Annotated in this window: 14 protein-coding genes and 2 pseudogenes; 5 read left to right on the forward strand and 11 right to left on the reverse strand. The window is 60.9% G+C overall.

Annotated features, from left to right (window positions below; genetic code table 11):
* Positions 1-9: 9 nt before the first annotated feature.
* The 5 genes from ACH79_RS37205 to ACH79_RS37225 all read right to left on the reverse strand — a co-directional run bounded on the left by ACH79_RS37205 (position 10) and on the right by ACH79_RS37225 (position 4,973).
* Complete coding sequence (locus ACH79_RS37205) at positions 10-861, reverse strand: 3-hydroxybutyryl-CoA dehydrogenase (RefSeq protein WP_161855343.1); 852 nt, start codon at positions 859-861, stop codon at positions 10-12.
* Between the two features lie 490 nt (positions 862-1,351).
* Positions 1,352-2,737: a glutathione-disulfide reductase gene (gene gor / locus ACH79_RS37210; protein ID WP_161855344.1), complete on the reverse strand. Its 1,386-nt coding sequence runs from the start codon at positions 2,735-2,737 to the stop codon at positions 1,352-1,354.
* Between the two features lie 33 nt (positions 2,738-2,770).
* Positions 2,771-3,316, reverse strand: a complete 546-nt coding sequence (locus ACH79_RS37215) for a DUF2059 domain-containing protein (protein WP_161855345.1) — start codon at positions 3,314-3,316, stop codon at positions 2,771-2,773.
* Positions 3,317-3,340: 24 nt separating this feature from the next.
* Complete coding sequence (rpiA, locus tag ACH79_RS37220; protein ID WP_161855346.1) at positions 3,341-4,039, reverse strand: ribose-5-phosphate isomerase RpiA; 699 nt, start codon at positions 4,037-4,039, stop codon at positions 3,341-3,343.
* A 97-nt stretch (positions 4,040-4,136) separates the two neighbouring features.
* Complete coding sequence (locus ACH79_RS37225; protein WP_161855347.1) at positions 4,137-4,973, reverse strand: SDR family NAD(P)-dependent oxidoreductase; 837 nt, start codon at positions 4,971-4,973, stop codon at positions 4,137-4,139.
* A 64-nt stretch (positions 4,974-5,037) separates the two neighbouring features.
* On the opposite strand from ACH79_RS37225, the gene ACH79_RS37230 reads away from it, so the two are divergent.
* The 4 genes from ACH79_RS37230 (at position 5,038) to ACH79_RS37245 (ending at position 9,455) form a co-directional block, all read left to right on the forward strand.
* Positions 5,038-5,724, forward strand: a complete 687-nt coding sequence (locus tag ACH79_RS37230; RefSeq protein WP_161855348.1) for an HAD family hydrolase — start codon at positions 5,038-5,040, stop codon at positions 5,722-5,724.
* Positions 5,725-5,908: 184 nt separating this feature from the next.
* Complete coding sequence (moaA, locus tag ACH79_RS37235) at positions 5,909-6,937, forward strand: GTP 3',8-cyclase MoaA (RefSeq protein WP_161855349.1); 1,029 nt, start codon at positions 5,909-5,911, stop codon at positions 6,935-6,937.
* A gap of 380 nt (positions 6,938-7,317) precedes the next feature.
* Positions 7,318-7,857 (forward strand): TRAP transporter small permease subunit, encoded by a 540-nt coding sequence (locus ACH79_RS37240; RefSeq protein WP_161855350.1) that lies wholly within the window; start codon positions 7,318-7,320, stop codon positions 7,855-7,857.
* Positions 7,854-9,455, forward strand: a complete 1,602-nt coding sequence (locus ACH79_RS37245) for a TRAP transporter large permease subunit (protein ID WP_161855351.1) — start codon at positions 7,854-7,856, stop codon at positions 9,453-9,455. Before ACH79_RS37240 ends, ACH79_RS37245 begins: the two co-directional genes overlap by 4 nt.
* A gap of 235 nt (positions 9,456-9,690) precedes the next feature.
* Here ACH79_RS37245 and ACH79_RS37250 read toward each other — a convergent pair whose 3' ends face one another.
* Both ACH79_RS37250 and ACH79_RS37255 read right to left on the reverse strand, forming a co-directional pair.
* Positions 9,691-10,086 (reverse strand): hypothetical protein, encoded by a 396-nt coding sequence (locus tag ACH79_RS37250; protein ID WP_161855352.1) that lies wholly within the window; start codon positions 10,084-10,086, stop codon positions 9,691-9,693.
* A gap of 1,075 nt (positions 10,087-11,161) precedes the next feature.
* Positions 11,162-11,341: a hypothetical protein gene (locus ACH79_RS37255; RefSeq protein ID WP_161855353.1), complete on the reverse strand. Its 180-nt coding sequence runs from the start codon at positions 11,339-11,341 to the stop codon at positions 11,162-11,164.
* Between the two features lie 188 nt (positions 11,342-11,529).
* Between ACH79_RS37255 and ACH79_RS44485 the strand changes: the two are divergent.
* Positions 11,530-11,731: pseudogene (locus ACH79_RS44485) on the forward strand (transposase); the annotation flags it as partial.
* A gap of 217 nt (positions 11,732-11,948) precedes the next feature.
* Here the strand turns inward: ACH79_RS44485 and ACH79_RS37265 are convergent.
* The 4 genes and pseudogenes from ACH79_RS37265 to ACH79_RS37280 all read right to left on the reverse strand — a co-directional run bounded on the left by ACH79_RS37265 (position 11,949) and on the right by ACH79_RS37280 (position 15,709).
* On the reverse strand, positions 11,949-12,845 hold the full coding sequence (locus tag ACH79_RS37265; RefSeq protein ID WP_246738768.1) for a GNAT family N-acetyltransferase: 897 nt from the start codon (positions 12,843-12,845) through the stop codon (positions 11,949-11,951).
* 180 nt (positions 12,846-13,025) lie between these two features.
* Positions 13,026-14,463 (reverse strand): annotated as a pseudogene (locus ACH79_RS37270) (IS1182 family transposase).
* A gap of 204 nt (positions 14,464-14,667) precedes the next feature.
* Complete coding sequence (locus ACH79_RS37275) at positions 14,668-15,006, reverse strand: hypothetical protein (protein ID WP_161855355.1); 339 nt, start codon at positions 15,004-15,006, stop codon at positions 14,668-14,670.
* Between the two features lie 223 nt (positions 15,007-15,229).
* The gene (locus ACH79_RS37280) at positions 15,230-15,709 is read right to left on the reverse strand and encodes a hypothetical protein (RefSeq protein ID WP_161855356.1); all 480 of its coding nucleotides are present in this window, start codon (positions 15,707-15,709) and stop codon (positions 15,230-15,232) included.
* Between the last annotated feature and the right edge of the window lie 70 nt (positions 15,710-15,779).

Genomic DNA, 15,779 nt, shown 5'->3' on the forward strand with positions numbered 1-15,779 from the left:
CCGCTACGCCTACTTCCCGTAGCTATAAAACCCCTGCCCGGTCTTGCGGCCGAGGTGGCCGGCGGCGACCATTTCCTTCAGCAGCGGCGCGGGGCGGTATTTCGGATCGTTGAAGCCTTCATAGAACACTTCCATCACCGACAGCATGGTGTCGAGGCCGATCATGTCGGCAAGCGCGAGCGGGCCGATCGGATGGTTGCAGCCGAGCTTCATGCCGGCGTCGAGGTCTTCGGCCGTGGCAATACCTTCCTGAAGCGCAAAAATCGCCTCGTTGATCATCGGGCACAGGATGCGGTTGACCGCAAAGCCCGGGCTGTTCTTCGCCGTGATCGCAACCTTGCCGACCCGTTTTGCAAAGGCTTCCGCCTTGGCATGGGTATCGTCCGACGTCTGCAGGCCGCGGATCAATTCCAAAAGCGCCATCAGCGGCACCGGGTTGAAGAAGTGCATGCCGATGAAGCGGTCGGGGCGGTCCGTTGCCGCCGCGAGTTTGGTGATCGAGATCGACGAGGTATTGGTCGCGAGCAGCGCCTGCGGGCGAATCTTCGCGCATAGATCCTTCAGGATCTTGACCTTCAGCTCTTCATTCTCGGTCGCCGCCTCGATCACGAGATCGCAGGTAGAAAATTTCGTGTTGTCCGTAGTCGTCGTGATGCGTGCCAGCGCGGCCTGGCGATCGGCGTCGGTCATCTTCTGCTTGTTGACGAGGCGCTCCAGGCTGCTCGCGACGACCGACATGCCGCGGGTGAGCGCGGCGTCGGAGATGTCGGTCATGACGACGGGAAGCCCGGCGGCGGCGCACACCTGGGCGATGCCGTTACCCATGGTGCCCGCGCCTACGATACCGATTTGTTCGATCATGGGGATAACTCCGTTATTGAATGCTTGCCCGCACCGTTATCAGAGTGTCGCGGCCATCGGTAGCCCTTGGCATGCTCACTCGGCCGCCCCTAGGACGCATTCAGGGCGCCGAAAACCTGATGGAGCACATGCTGAAGTTTAAACTGGTTGCAACCGCGAGAGGCGATGTTGCCGCGACCATCGGAGACCTCGAGCTCCCACCCCTCCTCGATGTCCGACCAATAAAGCAGTCTCTCGTCGAGAACCGCCACAGCAACGACGAATTCTCCGGGGGAGTCACTTACGCCGACTGTACGCGGATCGATCAGCGCGCTTTCGAGTGCCGCCGATGCTGCGGATAAAGCGATGTCATGTCCGCTGCGAGCCGTCTCGTTACCAGAGAAATTTCGGGCTCGCGTGACACAGGACTACAACCCAAATCAATTGTCAGCCGTGGCGTTTCGCGGAAGGTGATGGGTATCGCTTCGCTCCACCCATCCTACGATCCTGCCTACTCCGCCGCCTGCCGCACATACCGCGCCGTCGGCGTGCGCATCGTCACCAGCTCTTCCGCGGCGGTCGGATGCAGGGCAATCGTTGCGTCGAAATCGGCTTTGGTCGCCTTCATCTTCACCGCGATCGCGACCGCCTGCACGATTTCGGCGGCGGTGTCGCCGACGATGTGACAGCCGAGCACGCGGTCGGTGGTGCCGTCGACCACAAGCTTCATCAGCACGCGGGTGTCGCGGCCGGACATCGTCGCCTTGATCGGACGAAAATCGGCCTTGTAGATGTCGACATGGCTCACCTGCGCACGCGCCTGCGCTTCGGTCAGGCCAACGGTGCCGACTTCGGGCTGCGAAAACACGGCCGTCGGAATGGTGGCGTGATCGACTGCTAGCTGCCGCTTGCCAAACACGGTGTCGGCGAAGGCATGGCCCTCGCGAATCGCGACCGGCGTCAGATTGAGGCGATGGGTGACGTCGCCGATCGCATAGATGTTGTCGACCGAGGTCTTCGACCACTCATCGACGGCAATGCCGCCATTCGCAGGATTGATGGCGACGCCGGCCTTTTCCAGCCCGAGATTGGCGACGTTCGGGTGGCGGCCGATCGCGAACATCACCTTCTCCGAAGCGATGCTCGATCCGCTGGATAGATGCGTGGTGTATTCCTTGCCGTGCTTCTCCACCTTGTCGATGGTGCAGCCGGTGATGATGGTGATGCCCTGCTTCTCCATCTCGGCGCGCACGTGCTTGCGGACGTCCTCGTCAAAGCCGCGCAAAATGTTGTCGCCGCGGTAGACCACGGTCACATCGGAGCCGAAGCCGGCAAAGATGCCGGCGAATTCCAGCGCGATATAGCCGCCGCCCTGGATCACGATGCGCTTCGGCAGTTCGGTCAGATGAAACGCCTCGTTGGAGGAAATCACGTGTTCGATGCCGGGGATCTCGCGGCCGTGGTTCGGCGCGCCGCCGGTCGCGATCAGGATATATTTTGCGGTGACCGTTTCGCCGGTCATCAGTCGCAGCGTGTGGGCGTCTTCCAGCACCGCGCGGGTTTTCGCAATTCGCGCGCCTGATTTCTCGACATTGGCGGCGTAGATGCCCTCGAGGCGGGCGATCTCCTTGTCCTTGTTGGCGACCAGCGTCGACCAGTCGAAGGAGATTTCCGGGATGGACCAGCCGAAACCGGCGGCGTCCTCGATTTCGTGGCGGACGTGCGAGCCGAGCACGAACAGTTTTTTGGGCACGCAGCCGCGGATCACGCAGGTGCCGCCCATCCGGTATTCTTCGGCGACCATGACCTTGGCGCCGTAGCCGGCAGCGATTCGGGCGGCGCGCACGCCACCCGAGCCACCACCGATGACGAACAGATCGACGTCGAACTTAGCCATCTCAACCCCGCCCGAAGTCGCTTCTGGTTTGGATCAGATATCCTTGCCGCGCTTCTTCATCTCGGCGCGGAACTGGCCGTTGATCGTTTCGGCAAAGGCCTGGGCCCACTGGTTCATGTAGGACATGCTGAACTGGATCGCACGGGGCTCGCTCGCAAGCAGCTTCTGGCCGAGCGGCGACTTGTAGAAGGTGACGAGGTCCTTCAGCTCCTGCTCGGTGAACTCGTTGGCGTAGACCTGCGCCATGCCCTCGCCGATTTCCTTCTCACGGCCGGCGAGATTCTTGGCCACGATCACGGCGACCTCGTTGAGGTCCTTCTGGTAGTTCAGATTGCTCTGCAACAGCACGTTCTTGGTCTGCTCGACGAGATTGGGAACGGCGTTGGCGTACATCGCCGCCGCGTTCTTCATCGTCAGGATTTCCTTGGCGGCAGCGATCGCCGCCGGCGAACCAGGCTTGAGTTGCGTGGCCGCAGGCGCCGCAGGGGCGTTCTTCTGCTGCGCGCTGGCCGGAACGGCGGTCAGGGCCAGCCCCACTGCAAGGCCGGTCGCCGACATAATCCGTGAAAGGCTCTTCATTCCAATTCTCCTCGATTTCCGGCGTTACCGCCGCTCAACTACGCGAATTCCCTGGGCACCTGCCAGGACGGCGATGCTGGCCAGGCCAATGAACAACCCATGTTCGACGACACCCGGGATCGGACTCAACAGGCCCGCCAGACGCGGCGCATCCGCAATGCGCCCGAGATGGGCATCGACAATCCAGTGGCCGCCATCGGTGACAAAAACGTGGCCGTCCTTGCCCTTGCGGAGCCCCATTTGCCCGGAAACGCCGCTTTGGGCAAATGCGGCCGCCATGGCCCGCTGGGTTGCGGCCAGCCCGAACGGGATCACCTCGACAGGTAGAGGGAAACGGCCGAGGACATCGACCCATTTGGTATCGTCGGCAATCACGATCATGCGATTCGAGGCCGCCGCCACGATCTTCTCCCGCAGCAGCGCGCCACCGCCGCCCTTGATCAGGTTGAGGGCGCCATCGAGCTCGTCGGCGCCGTCGACGGTGAGATCGAGCCGGTCGACTTCGTCGAGCGTGGTCAGGGGAATTTTGCAGGCTTCGGCCTGGGCGCGGGTTGCTTCCGAGGTCGGCACGCCGACCACGCGCAACCCACCGGCCACGCGCTGACCGAGCAACTCGACAAAATGCTTGGCGGTCGAGCCGGTGCCGAGCCCGAGCTTCATGCCGTCCTGCACATGCTCCAGCGCCTGCGCCGCCGCCTGCCGCTTAAGTCCATCCATATCCACGCTGACGATGCTCCCAGGAATCCCGCCGATCCGCGGGCGCATGTCTAGCGTCGTTTTAACGGCAGGAACAGCGCCCAAAAGTCGTGCGAGAGAACGATTATGGGGGTGAAACCCGATCCATTGCGGCCAAAATGGCGGCGAAACGCGGCTCGACCTCGGCCCGCATGCCGGGATGGGTAAAAATGTAGAGTTCATCGTGGCGGATCGCGGCGAGCACCCGCGCGGCAACCGCGTCGGGCTCAATTCCGGCGTCGATATTCCGGGCAAGCTCGGCGACCAAGGCCGCAGCGGGGCTGGCGGGATCGAGCGGCTTCGTCGGCCCGTAGCGCGCGGGCCGGTTGCGCCCGCTCTCGCCGATGCGGGTACGCACATAGTTTGGGCACAATACGCTGACGCCGATGCCGTGCGGCTTGAGCTGAAGGCTCAACCCTTCCGACATGCTGACAACGGCAAATTTGCTGGCGCCGTAGGCGCTAAATCCAAGTCCGGCCAACATCCCCGCCATCGAGGCAGTGTTGACGATATGGCCGCCTTCGCCATGCGCGCGGATATGCGGCAGAAAGCTCTTGATGCCGTGAAGCACGCCCATCAGGTTGACGTCGATCACCCAGCGCCAACTGTCGAGCGAGATATGGTCGATGCCGCCGCCCGCGGCGACGCCGGCATTGTTGCAGACCACGTGCACCTTGCCGAAGGCGTCGAATGCGGCCTGGGCGGCGCGCTCGACGCTTTCCGCGTCGGCAACGTCGCAGATGATGCCGCTGACATCGGGCGAGATTTCCCGCAGGTTGGTGACGGCGGCCTGCAGCGCATCCGCCTCGATATCGGCCAGCATCACTTTCATGCCGGCCTGCGCGAACGCGCGGCCGAGCGCCAAACCGATTCCACCAGCCCCACCGGTCACAAAGGCGGTCTTGCCCACAAGCTCGCGCATGTCGTCCTCCCGGATTTCAAGTTCCCTACTTGCATGACGCGACGCCTGCCGCTAGCGAATTCCGATGACCTTTCCTCGCACCGTTGTCTTCGACCTCGACGGCACCCTCGTCGATACCGCCCCCGACCTGATTGCCGCGCTCAATTTCGTGCTCGCGCGCGAAGGCCTGACGCCCGTTCCCGTGAAAACGGCGCGCAACATGATCGGCGCCGGCGCACGCAAGCTGATCGAGCGCGCGCTCGAAGCGGAAGGCCGCATCATGGGCGTCGAGGACATCAACCGGCTGACCAAGGATTTCATCGATTATTACGGCGCCCACATCGCCGACGCCTCGCGCCCTTTCGAGGGGCTGGAAGCCGCGCTCGACGACCTCGCGGCGCAGGGGTGCCGCTTTGCGGTGTGCACCAACAAGCTGGAATGGCTGTCGAAGCGGCTGCTCGACGAATTGGGCCTGAGCGGACGGTTTGCCGCGATCTGCGGCGCCGATACGTTCGGTGTCTCCAAGCCGGATCCCATCATCCTGCAGCAGACGGTGGCGCGGGCCGGCGGCGATATCGGCGCGACCGTCATGGTGGGCGATGCCGGGCCTGACGTCGGCGTCGCGAGGCGAGCCGGCGTTCCCGTGATCGGGGTCGAATTCGGCTACACCGATGTACCGATCGCCGAGTTCAAGCCCGACCGGCTGATCGGGCATATGCGTGAGCTGCCGGCCGCGGTGGACGGGCTGAGCAAGGCCGTGTCGCAGGTGTAACCAGCTGATTTCACTGCAGTTATCCGGCGATCCGCAGCCCCAGCGATTCGTCTCGCCCGCCGACCCCTGCCCCGGCGCAACCCGCGCGCTGAGGCGCATTGTCGGCGCCTTACAAGCTGCCTAGATTATGCTAGCGAAGCAGCAGGCCAAGCTTCTTTAGAGGCTCCTTTACAAGGCAGTTTGAATGAACGGCTCCCCGTCACCCGATCAGCTGATGCGCCCGATGGTCGATCCGTTCGGCCGGACCATCCGGTATCTGCGCGTGTCGGTGACGGATCGCTGCGACCTGCGCTGCTTCTACTGCATGTCCGAGGACATGACGTTCCTGCCGAAAAAGGACTTGCTGACGCTGGAGGAACTCGACCGGCTGTGCTCGGCCTTCATCGCCAAGGGCGTGCGCAAGATCCGCCTCACGGGCGGCGAGCCGCTGGTCCGGCGCAACGTCATGACGCTGGTGCGCTCGTTGTCGCGGCATCTTGGCACTGGCGCGCTCGATGAGCTGACGCTGACCACCAACGGCTCGCAACTGGCGCGTTTCGCGACCGAATTGCGCGACTGCGGCATCCGCCGCGTCAACGTCTCGCTCGACACGCTCGATGCGCAGAAGTTCCGCGCCATCACCCGCTGGGGCGATATCGACCAGGTCCTGGCCGGCATCGAGGCCGCGCGCGACGCGGGGCTTGCGGTCAAGATCAACGCGGTGGCGCTGAAGAACATGAACGAGGAGGAAATTCCCTCGCTGATGGAATGGGCGCACGGCAAGGGCATGGCGCTGACGCTGATCGAGGTCATGCCGATGGGCGAGATCGGCGAAGGCCGCATCGACCAATATGTACCGCTGTCATTGTTGCGCGCGCGGCTGGCCCAGCACTACACGCTCACCGACCTCGACGAAAATACCGGCGGCCCTGCCCGCTATGTCCGCGTCACCGAGACCAGCGGCAAGCTCGGCTTCATCACGCCGATGACCCATAATTTCTGCGAGTCCTGTAACCGGGTACGGATCACCTGCACCGGCACGCTGCACACCTGCCTCGGCCACGAGGATGCCTCCGATTTGCGCAAGCCGTTGCGGGCATCGCCTGACGACGAGTTGCTGTCGGCCGCGATCGATCGCGCCATCGGGCTGAAGCCGAAGGGCCATGACTTCATCATCGACCGCCGGCATAACCGCCCGAGCGTCTCGCGCCACATGAGCGTGACCGGCGGCTAGTCCGCCGGCCAACTTATCACCCGTAAAAACGCGGATTTATCAGGCCAACCAATCAATTGGTTGCCGCGTCAATTTGTCCATTTTCCGATTGACGCCGCCGCAGCGCGCTGAAATGGTGCGGCTGCTTTCACGCCAGCACGGCCGGAACAAGGCCGCTGCATCCTTTTGGTTGCAGACAAGACGGCGGTAGCGCGAGACGGGGGAGGAGTTATCGTTGCAATCGCATCTGCGAATGAGCTGCGGGCTCGCGCGTTTTTCGCGCGGGAGCGAACCTGCGCGCCGGTTACGCGGCGGCAGCTCCGGTCGTCGGGCGCGCGATGGCAATGCAATATCAATGAAGACATCCGGCACGCCTCGATGACGTGTCCGAGGAGAGCGTAATGCGCCCATTGTTGGCCCTGAGTAATTCAATCGATTGGCTCAATGACAAACTAGGCGGCGTCTGCAACTGGCTCGTGCTTGCGGCCTGCGTCGTGAGCGCCGCCAACGCGATGATCCGCTACGCGTTCGGCTACTCGTCCAACGCCTGGCTCGAATTGCAGTGGTACATGTTCGCCATCTTCGTGATGTTCGGCGCCTCGCATACGTTCAAGAAGAACGAGCATGTCCGGGTTGAAATCCTGTACCTGATGCTGTCCGAGCGTGGCCAGCTCAAGCTCGATCTGATCGGCACCCTGTTCTTCCTGATCCCGTCCTGCCTGCTGCTCAGCTATCTGTCCTGGCCGTTCTTCATGCAGGCCTACGCGGTCGGCGAGACCTCGAGCAATGCCGGCGGCCTGCTTCGCTGGCCGATCAAGCTCGTCGTTCCCGTGGGCTTCGTATTCCTGGCGCTGCAAGGCTTCTCCGAGGTGATCAAGCGCATCGCCGCACTTAAGGGTTATGTCGTGATTGATGCGAAGTACGAGAGGCCGACCCAATGATCACGCTGGAGATGATGCCGCCGCTGATGTTCGGCGGCTTGATTCTGGCCATGCTGATCGGCTTCCCGGTGGCCTTCACGCTGGCGGCCCTCGGGCTGTCGTTCGGGTTCCTGTCGATCCATCTCGGCTTTTTCGACATGAACTTCCTGCAGGCAATTCCGGGCCGCATTTTCGGCGGCGTGCTTTCCAACGAATTGCTGCTGGCGATTCCGTTCTTCACCTTCATGGGTTCCGTCCTCGAGCGATGCGGTCTCGCCGAAGACATGCTGGACTCGATGGGCCAGCTGTTCGGCCCGATCCGCGGCGGTCTCGGCTATTCCGTCATCATCGTCGGCTTCATCCTCGGTGCGATCACGGGCACGGTGGCGGCGCAGGTCATCGCCATGGCGCTGATCTCGATGCCGGTGATGCTGCGCTATGGTTATAACGTCCGCTACATCACCGGCGTGCTGGCTGCATCCGGCACCATCACCCAGTTGGTGCCACCCTCGCTGGTGCTGATCGTGATGGCCGACCAACTCGGCAAATCGGTCGGCGACATGTATCTTGGCGCCTGGGGGCCGTCGCTCCTGCAGATCGCGCTGTTCGCCGGCTACACCTTCGTTCTGAGTATCTTCCTGCCCCATCACGTCCCGGCCGTGCCCAAGGACGCGCTGACGTTGCGAGGCTGGCCGCTCTGGCGCAAATGCCTGATGGGCATCATTCCCTCCGCGGTGCTGATCTTCGTGGTGTTGGGCACCATGATGATGGGCCTGGCCACCCCCACGGAAGCCGGCGCGATGGGTGCGATCGGCGCCATCGTGCTCGCCGCTATCCACCACAAGGATCTGAGCAGCAAGGGACACAAGATGCTGCTCGTCGGCATCGCCGCCACCGGCGTCGCCGTAATCGTCGGAATGTTCCTCGGCGAAGGCAAAGTGCTCAAGCTGACCTTCGCGGTGCTCTATCTGGCCGTCGTCTGGCTCTGCCTGGAAGCGGTCCGCATTCCGGACCTGCGCGATCTGATCAAGCAGGGCTACCAGTCGACCATGCGCCTCTCCTGCATGGTGGTGTTCATCCTGATCGGCTCGACCTGCTTCTCGGTGGTGTTCCTCGGCGTCAACGGCGGCGTGTGGCTCGAGCACCATCTGACCTCGATCCCCGGCGGCGTCTGGGGCTTCCTGATCTTCATCAACGTCTTCATCTTCTTCCTGGCGTTCTTCCTCGATTTCTTCGAGATCGCCTTCATCATCCTGCCGATGGTGGCGCCGATTGCGCAGAAGGTGCTGGCGCCGATCGTGGGTCCCGACGCCGCGCTGATCTGGTTCGGCGTCATGCTCTGCGTCAACATGCAGACCTCGTTCCTGCACCCGCCGTTTGGTTTCGCGCTGTTCTATCTGCGCGGCGTCGCGCCCAAGGAGGTCAAGAGCTCCGACATCTACTGGGGGGCGATACCCTGGATCGGCCTACAGGCCATCATGGTGGTGATCGTGGTCGCTTTCCCGATGGTGGTTACCGCCCTGCTTCCAAAGCCGCTCGACGTCGACCTCAGCAAGGTCAAGATCGAGGTGCCGCAGATCGAACTGCCGCCGCTCGATTTCGGCGGGCCGAAGCAATGACCAGGGTGTGACCTCATAAAGCGGTGGGCGGCGACGGACGTCCGCTTTGGCGCCCACTTAACTCGGACAGCGCACGAGGTTCGAAAAGAGCCAGAAACGGACATCGATACTTGCGGCGAGGTGCCGTGTCACTATGGCAGCCCTGCCTTGCGAACTCCTTCGATATACAACTGCGAACGCCCTCCGAAGCCAGGATTGTCCTTGCCGATATGGCCAAGGGCGGTGACTCTGGTCGTCACCAGAACTTCCACCACCGTCTCTTCTGCAGCGCGCTCGTATCCACCTGGAAACCGTCGAAGATGCACGAGCTCTCATGCGCTGCGATCATCGCGACGTCGACCAGTTCAAGAAAAGCCTCTTTGCTCAGGTGGACAGGAGGGGAGATGATGTGTACCGAGAGCCGTCCGAGAGGATTGTCACTGTTCGCGATCTCGCGTTCCCAGCGCGGGAAGGCAGCTACAAGAGCGGTCACGTGCGCGTCGCTTTTAGCGAAGAAATAGCATTCGATGCGCCCCGGTGTCCCGTCTCTCACGCCTTGTTCTTTCAGCGTTGACCACAAAGCCGCGGTAAGCGCACGTTGGCTCTCTAGTTCGCGCGGATCGACGCTTTCAATTCCTCGTAACTCCGTCATTCAACTACTACCATTAGGGAAGGTTTGGCCAACCGAGTGCTGGGGTGCGGCGCGATACGAACACGGATTGCCGTTGAATTTTGTTGAGTATCTGCCAGACGTGCAAATATAGTAGTCTGGAGTTTTTTGAAGTTATCCGCAGCGGCGCAACCGACATTTATCCCTTCGCTAAGAAGGTGACTAGACGAAGGCGACTCTCAGCGTAGCGTTGGCCGCGCAGTTTAGTGAACCTCTAGCCGGTCTGCCGACCTCACCTTTTCGAACTATCATTGTAGGCAAGCGCCATGTGACGGGCGCAGTCGGCATGTCCGAAGTGAGTCAAACTCAGACCTCGGGGCGTATCCGAGCTAGGTCCGTTCTTCCCCCAACACCAGACATAAGGCGATTGCGGAAGCATTTCGGTTTCGGACCAACAGGAGACATTCGCGAAATGAAAGAGGCCGCCAACTGAAGCGGCCTTAGTGGATGGCACCCAATTCCTTGATTGCGAGAGCCTTGGCTCGACGCTCGTGAGCGCCGGGGACAATCTTCTAGTCCGGCGCTGCTAGTCGCAACGGCGGACCCTGCGGACCGAACCGTCGTCGCGCTCGATCGTGACGGTGCGGCATCCACCGCGATATCGGCGATCGTATCCGTAGGCGCGATAAGCGGGTCGATCGTAGTCTCGGTAGTAACGCGGCTGCGGGCCCACTCTCACGCCGCCGAGCGGAGTATCAACGGCAACTTGAGCTGACGCGGGTGCAGTAGAGATCGGCGTGGCGATAGCGAAACCAGCAACCGCCAGTACACCAGCCAGTAACAGAGTTCTCATACGAGTTTCCTCCTGAGTTATTGCATGCTTTCCAACATCCCAGGTAGGGCAAGGTTCCTGCGCGAAATTCCATCTAAACGGCAATAGCCTCGACAAAGGAAAGATATGCGCCAGAGATGGCCACCAGGAACAAGTGGTAATGTTCCTGAATTATGCTCAACGTCTGGAGGACACCGGACACATGCAAGACGGCCTCAGCGCGTCCCCCGAAGGCGCTGGGGCCGTTTTGCTTCGGCACGAAAGAAGAGCTCCGCCCTTCGGCGACTACTCCGCTTGCCAGGCTGTAATCTGAATAAAATAGATCGGTTTTCGAGCCTCGTCAGTCACCTCTAACGCCCATTCTTGATCGGGGCGAAAGATGCCGTCGTCTTTGAATAAGGCCGCGCCAGCGCTGACCGTGGCGCGTCGCCAAGCGGCTTCATTATCGGGGAGTTCTTCGGCCAAGTCGCCGGCGCTTGGGCTCACGTTGTGCACGTTGAAATAGTACCTTGGCATGTCATGAAAATGCCGAACAGAATGCAAGGTTCCTATACAGCTACGCCGGCTTCGATATCGTTCGCGCGGCGCTGAAGCCGCTATTGCTTGAGGTAGCGTTGCCTGCTCTCCACCGCTTTCTCGATACGGAAGCCTTCCAGCAGTCTCGCCGCGAGCGTAAGAAGATCGAGATGCGGTTTGCGCATATGAAACGCATTCTCAGGCTCGACCGACTTCGGCTGCGGGGCTTGGGTGGTGCCAGAGACGAAGTCCTGCTCACAGCAACGGCGCAACCTAAGGCGGCTGGCCAAGCTTCTCTGCCGTGCCCCATCCCCTCTCGGAGCCGCTTGCCTCGCATAGATACCAGCGAATAGGCACCGCAGCCGACACAAGGGAGGGCGCAAACAAGGGGCCGGCTAAAACTCATCGCTAAGCTCTGAAATCGAGACCTGCCGAGTTTTGCAACACAATCCCCCGGTGAACGGACATCCTCACGATGGGCGGGCATGTCTCAAAGGTGCCAGTACCGGAAGTGGTCGGCGCCGCCGCGGCCGGCGAAAGGGGAGGCTTCCAGCGCTCACATATAGCCGGGATCGCGCGGAACATAATTGCGCCAATCGCCAAATGATCGCGCCGACATGAGGACGAGCGGCTGCACGATGCGAAAGCCAAGTTCGGTTATCTTGGCCATAAGTGCGTCGGCACCCCCTGGCGCGATCAGCGACAGCTGCTGAGGTTGAAGGCTCAAAGCAGCTTCCATTGCCGCGCTGACGACCTCCGCCGTGTCAGCGCCCGGCGCAACTGCGAGAGGTCCAATGTGACCCTCGGGCGACGCGTACGCGTAGCCAACGGCGGAATCGCCTTCCTCAATCCTGAATCCTGTCGCATCTGTCCGCAACAGGAACTCGTGGTGCCGGTCGCGGCGGAAGCCGAGAATGTCACTGTCGATTTGGCCAAGCCAATCGACCGGCGCGCCCGCCGCAATCGGGCGACGGGCATAGCGGCTGCTTCGAAGCCTCCGTTGCACCTCGCTGGCCGGTGCGCTGATGCGAAAGAGGGGTTCGCGCGGATACAGGCCGTGCTTCGTATAAAGCCCGATTGAAGACGTATTGAACGCAAAGGTGATAAGCGCTCGATTTGTCGCCTTCAGCCGCTCCGCATGGAGCAAGGTTTTTTGGAGGAGTTCCCCGCCGACTCCCCTTGCCTGCTTCCCCGGCTCCACGAAGAGCTGCGCCAGGTACCAGAAGTCGGCGAGAGTCCAGCTGAAACCGAAGCCGATGATCGCCCCGCCGTCTTCCGCAATCCATAGGCCGCTCGCATCCTCGGACAGACAGAAGGCTTGGAACAGTGGCGGCCGCAGCGGCATCGACGGCTCAACCCCATGCCGGGTCCACAGATCATTGATGCTTCGCTGAACCAGCGCGGCCGCAATCTCCAGGTCTTCGTTCCTTGCCGCGCGAATGCTGATCGGCATATCTTTCACGGGCTCCAGCCGAGGAGAGGACATCTTAACGGCTGAAACCTGAGCGTGGCTAGGTCTAGAAGCGGCTCTGTTGCTGCAACCTGCAGCCGCTAGCCAATGTCCGCGTCGGGTCTTGGCGTGTAAAAACACCCTTCCCAGGGAAGCCGGTGAGAAGCAAGGATCGGCTCGGTCTCAGGCCACGATCGCAGCCATCAGCGGCTTGGTCCCGACGATGTTCATGACCCGTGTCAGATTGTAGGCCAGGATCGAGAGCGCCATCTCGGCGGCTACTTTTGGAAGCGTTTTGGTAAGGAAGTGTGTCGCCCCCATGCGGGCCTTCATCGTGCCGAACGGATGCTCGACCGTCTCCCGACGCTGGCGCATGGCTTGTGGATTTGCATCAAGGCGCTGCTGCACGGCCTCGAGCAGATGCTCATGCTCCCATCGTGGAATCCGCCGCTCTGGTCCTGTCGTGCACTGCGATTTAAGCGAACAATCTTGACAGCCTGTGGTCCAGTAGCGCCGTAGCCGCTTGCCGTCTTCCTCGCTCGTAAAGCGATATGGCAGTTGCTCCCCAGTTGGACAGCGATAGGCGTCCTCCTCTGGCAAATAGACAAAGTCCTGCTTGCCGAAGCGGCCATCTGACTTGGCGCCCGAGGTCTGCGGCTTGGGCAGAGTTACAGTGATGCCGGCCTCGTGGCACGCGAGGATCTCCAGGCTGCTGAAGTAGCCGCGATCGGCAACGGCCTCGAGCGTCTCGGTCTTAAGAACAGCCTTCGCCTGCTTGGCCATATTGGCAAGTTGCGCCCGATCAGAGCCGCTGTTCGTTACCTCGTGCACCACAATCAGATGATGCTCGGTATCGACGGCGACCTGAACGTTGTAGCCGACGACGCCGGAACCGCGGCCGCTCGTCGCCATCGATCGGCTGTCGGGATCGGTCAGTGAGATTTGCTGGTCGGGCGACGCGAGCATCTGCTTCTCGTAGACGGCAAGCTTGCCCATTTCCGCCTTCAGCTTCGTCAGTTTCTCGGTGAGCCTTGTTACTTTCTCCGCCAGCGCCTCCGTCGGTTCCTGTCGATCGGCGGTATCAAGTTGGCCCAAATAGCGCGCGACGCTCTCCTCCAGCTGGGCGCGCCGCCGCTCCACTTTCGCCCGTGTGAAGTTCTTGTCCCGGTTGTTCACGGCCTTGAACTTACTGCCATCGATGGCGACGCTCGCCGTCGCAAGGAGTCCCATCTCGCGGCAGAGTTCGACAAAGCGCACATACCTTGCGCAATGCCAGGCCATTGTCTTTGCGGAAGTCCGCGATCGTCTTGTGATCAGGTGCGAGCCGGCCCAATAGCCACATGACCTCGACATTGCGTCCGGCTTCTCGTTCGAGCCGTCGGCTCGACTGAACCCGGTTCAGATAGCCGTAAATGTAAAGCTTGAGGAGAACCGAGGGGTGGTACGATGGCCGACCAGTCGCCGCCGGCTCCACCCCCTCAAAGCTCATCTCGGCCAAATCGAGCACATCGACAAACACGTCGATCACGCGAACAGGGTTGCTCTCGTCAATGAAATCATCGAGGCATTCGGGCAATAGCGTCCATTGCCCACGATCCGCCTCTTCAACGAAGCGCCTCATCAATTCCCCCGCAGAATCACGAGGGAATCATACCAGCGGCACAGCGTTTTCACACAGCCAGGGTCAAAAGCGGCGTTTGCGAAACCGGCCAATTACTTCCGGTCTACCCCGACAAGCTGACTACCTCAAAGCCCGTCCTGACTTCGCATTAGGGCCAATAGCTAGCATCGGCTATCATATAACAGGCTGCCAGCCGCGACGACGTCAGTCACGGTCCGATTTGGGTTTATTAAGCCACCATCTTCGGATTGCCAAAAGCTGCCCTGCGCACAGCGCCAGTCCGAACGTGGCAATCATCACGCAAACAGCGAAAAGCGCAAGAAAGCCTAATGGGTGAGTTTCATAAGTAATGATCTGATACTGGCGGATATTATTTATCCCACGTCCAGCGTAGACGAGCAGTCCTCCTGACACGTACCATTTGTACAGCGAAAAAAGACCTACCCAAGCTACTAATACGCTAGCGCCCCAACCGCCGACAAAAGCGGCGATCGATTTTATGATGTTCAGCCACCCCGTCATAATCCGTGATTTGCCATCCATCAGCAGATTACGCCATTCGCAAATTGAAACGAGGCTAACAGAAATTGAAGGATCGTTGGGGCTTGTCTTGCTGATCCTAAGAGGGACATCCGTTTTGGGTCAACACCTCGGCAATCCATCAGGCGCTAGTCCGCTCCACCCCACAAACCGGACATCTGCGCGCTCGTCACGCAAGTCAGCAACGGGCCACAAAGAGACGTTGGTTCAATCGGCCGGTCTGCCCTCAGTGCTCTCGATCCGGCGCAGTACCGTAGTTAGCGTTGGACATCCGAGCAGGCAATATCGAGTTGGAGTACGTCCTGACTGAGCGCTTGCCGAAATAATTCCAGAATACCAGCGCCATTTCATGTTCCGATGCCCAATGAGCTCCGTCATACGATTCCAGAAAGCCTCGATACGGGTTGGACCCCGCGCATAACTCACGAACGCGCATGTCGGGACTGAGCATGTCGCGTAGGAGATCAAAAAGGTCTTCTATCAACTTGTCGACCCCCGCTGTCGGTTCAAAGCGAGTATGCCAATTGCCCCAATACAGGGTGATGGCGCCTCGCTCGATCTCGAATCGAATGTCGAATCCATTTGGGGAGAGTGCCGGTATAGAAAGGCTGCAACCGTCGGATTCCACGTTCCACTTATGCACAATCTCAGAATTTCGGGCCAAAACGGCCGCGCCATACTGTCGGAACGATTCAGGCAAGTTCATTTTCAAGCACCCGACCGAAAGCGTCTGTTTGCTGTTTGGGCATGTTATTCGCCTGCGCTTTGCTGAGCAA

The sequence above is a fragment of the Bradyrhizobium sp. CCBAU 051011 genome (assembly GCF_009930815.1).
Taxonomy (GTDB): Bacteria; Pseudomonadota; Alphaproteobacteria; order Rhizobiales; family Xanthobacteraceae; genus Bradyrhizobium.

What these genes read in the sequence shown, in the direction of transcription:
- ACH79_RS37205 (WP_161855343.1), bottom strand. Translation starts at nt 861, where the DNA reads ATGATCGAACAAATCGGTATCGTAGGCGCGGGCACCATGGGTAACGGC.
- ACH79_RS37245 (WP_161855351.1), top strand. Translation starts at nt 7,854, where the DNA reads ATGATCACGCTGGAGATGATGCCGCCGCTGATGTTCGGCGGCTTGATT.
- gor (WP_161855344.1), bottom strand. Translation starts at nt 2,737, where the DNA reads ATGGCTAAGTTCGACGTCGATCTGTTCGTCATCGGTGGTGGCTCGGGT.
- ACH79_RS37230 (WP_161855348.1), top strand. Translation starts at nt 5,038, where the DNA reads ATGACCTTTCCTCGCACCGTTGTCTTCGACCTCGACGGCACCCTCGTC.
- ACH79_RS37215 (WP_161855345.1), bottom strand. Translation starts at nt 3,316, where the DNA reads ATGAAGAGCCTTTCACGGATTATGTCGGCGACCGGCCTTGCAGTGGGG.
- ACH79_RS37240 (WP_161855350.1), top strand. Translation starts at nt 7,318, where the DNA reads ATGCGCCCATTGTTGGCCCTGAGTAATTCAATCGATTGGCTCAATGAC.
- ACH79_RS37280 (WP_161855356.1), bottom strand. Translation starts at nt 15,709, where the DNA reads ATGAACTTGCCTGAATCGTTCCGACAGTATGGCGCGGCCGTTTTGGCC.
- ACH79_RS37265 (WP_246738768.1), bottom strand. Translation starts at nt 12,845, where the DNA reads ATGCCGATCAGCATTCGCGCGGCAAGGAACGAAGACCTGGAGATTGCG.
- ACH79_RS37275 (WP_161855355.1), bottom strand. Translation starts at nt 15,006, where the DNA reads ATGGATGGCAAATCACGGATTATGACGGGGTGGCTGAACATCATAAAA.
- moaA (WP_161855349.1), top strand. Translation starts at nt 5,909, where the DNA reads ATGAACGGCTCCCCGTCACCCGATCAGCTGATGCGCCCGATGGTCGAT.
- ACH79_RS37225 (WP_161855347.1), bottom strand. Translation starts at nt 4,973, where the DNA reads ATGCGCGAGCTTGTGGGCAAGACCGCCTTTGTGACCGGTGGGGCTGGT.
- ACH79_RS37250 (WP_161855352.1), bottom strand. Translation starts at nt 10,086, where the DNA reads ATGACGGAGTTACGAGGAATTGAAAGCGTCGATCCGCGCGAACTAGAG.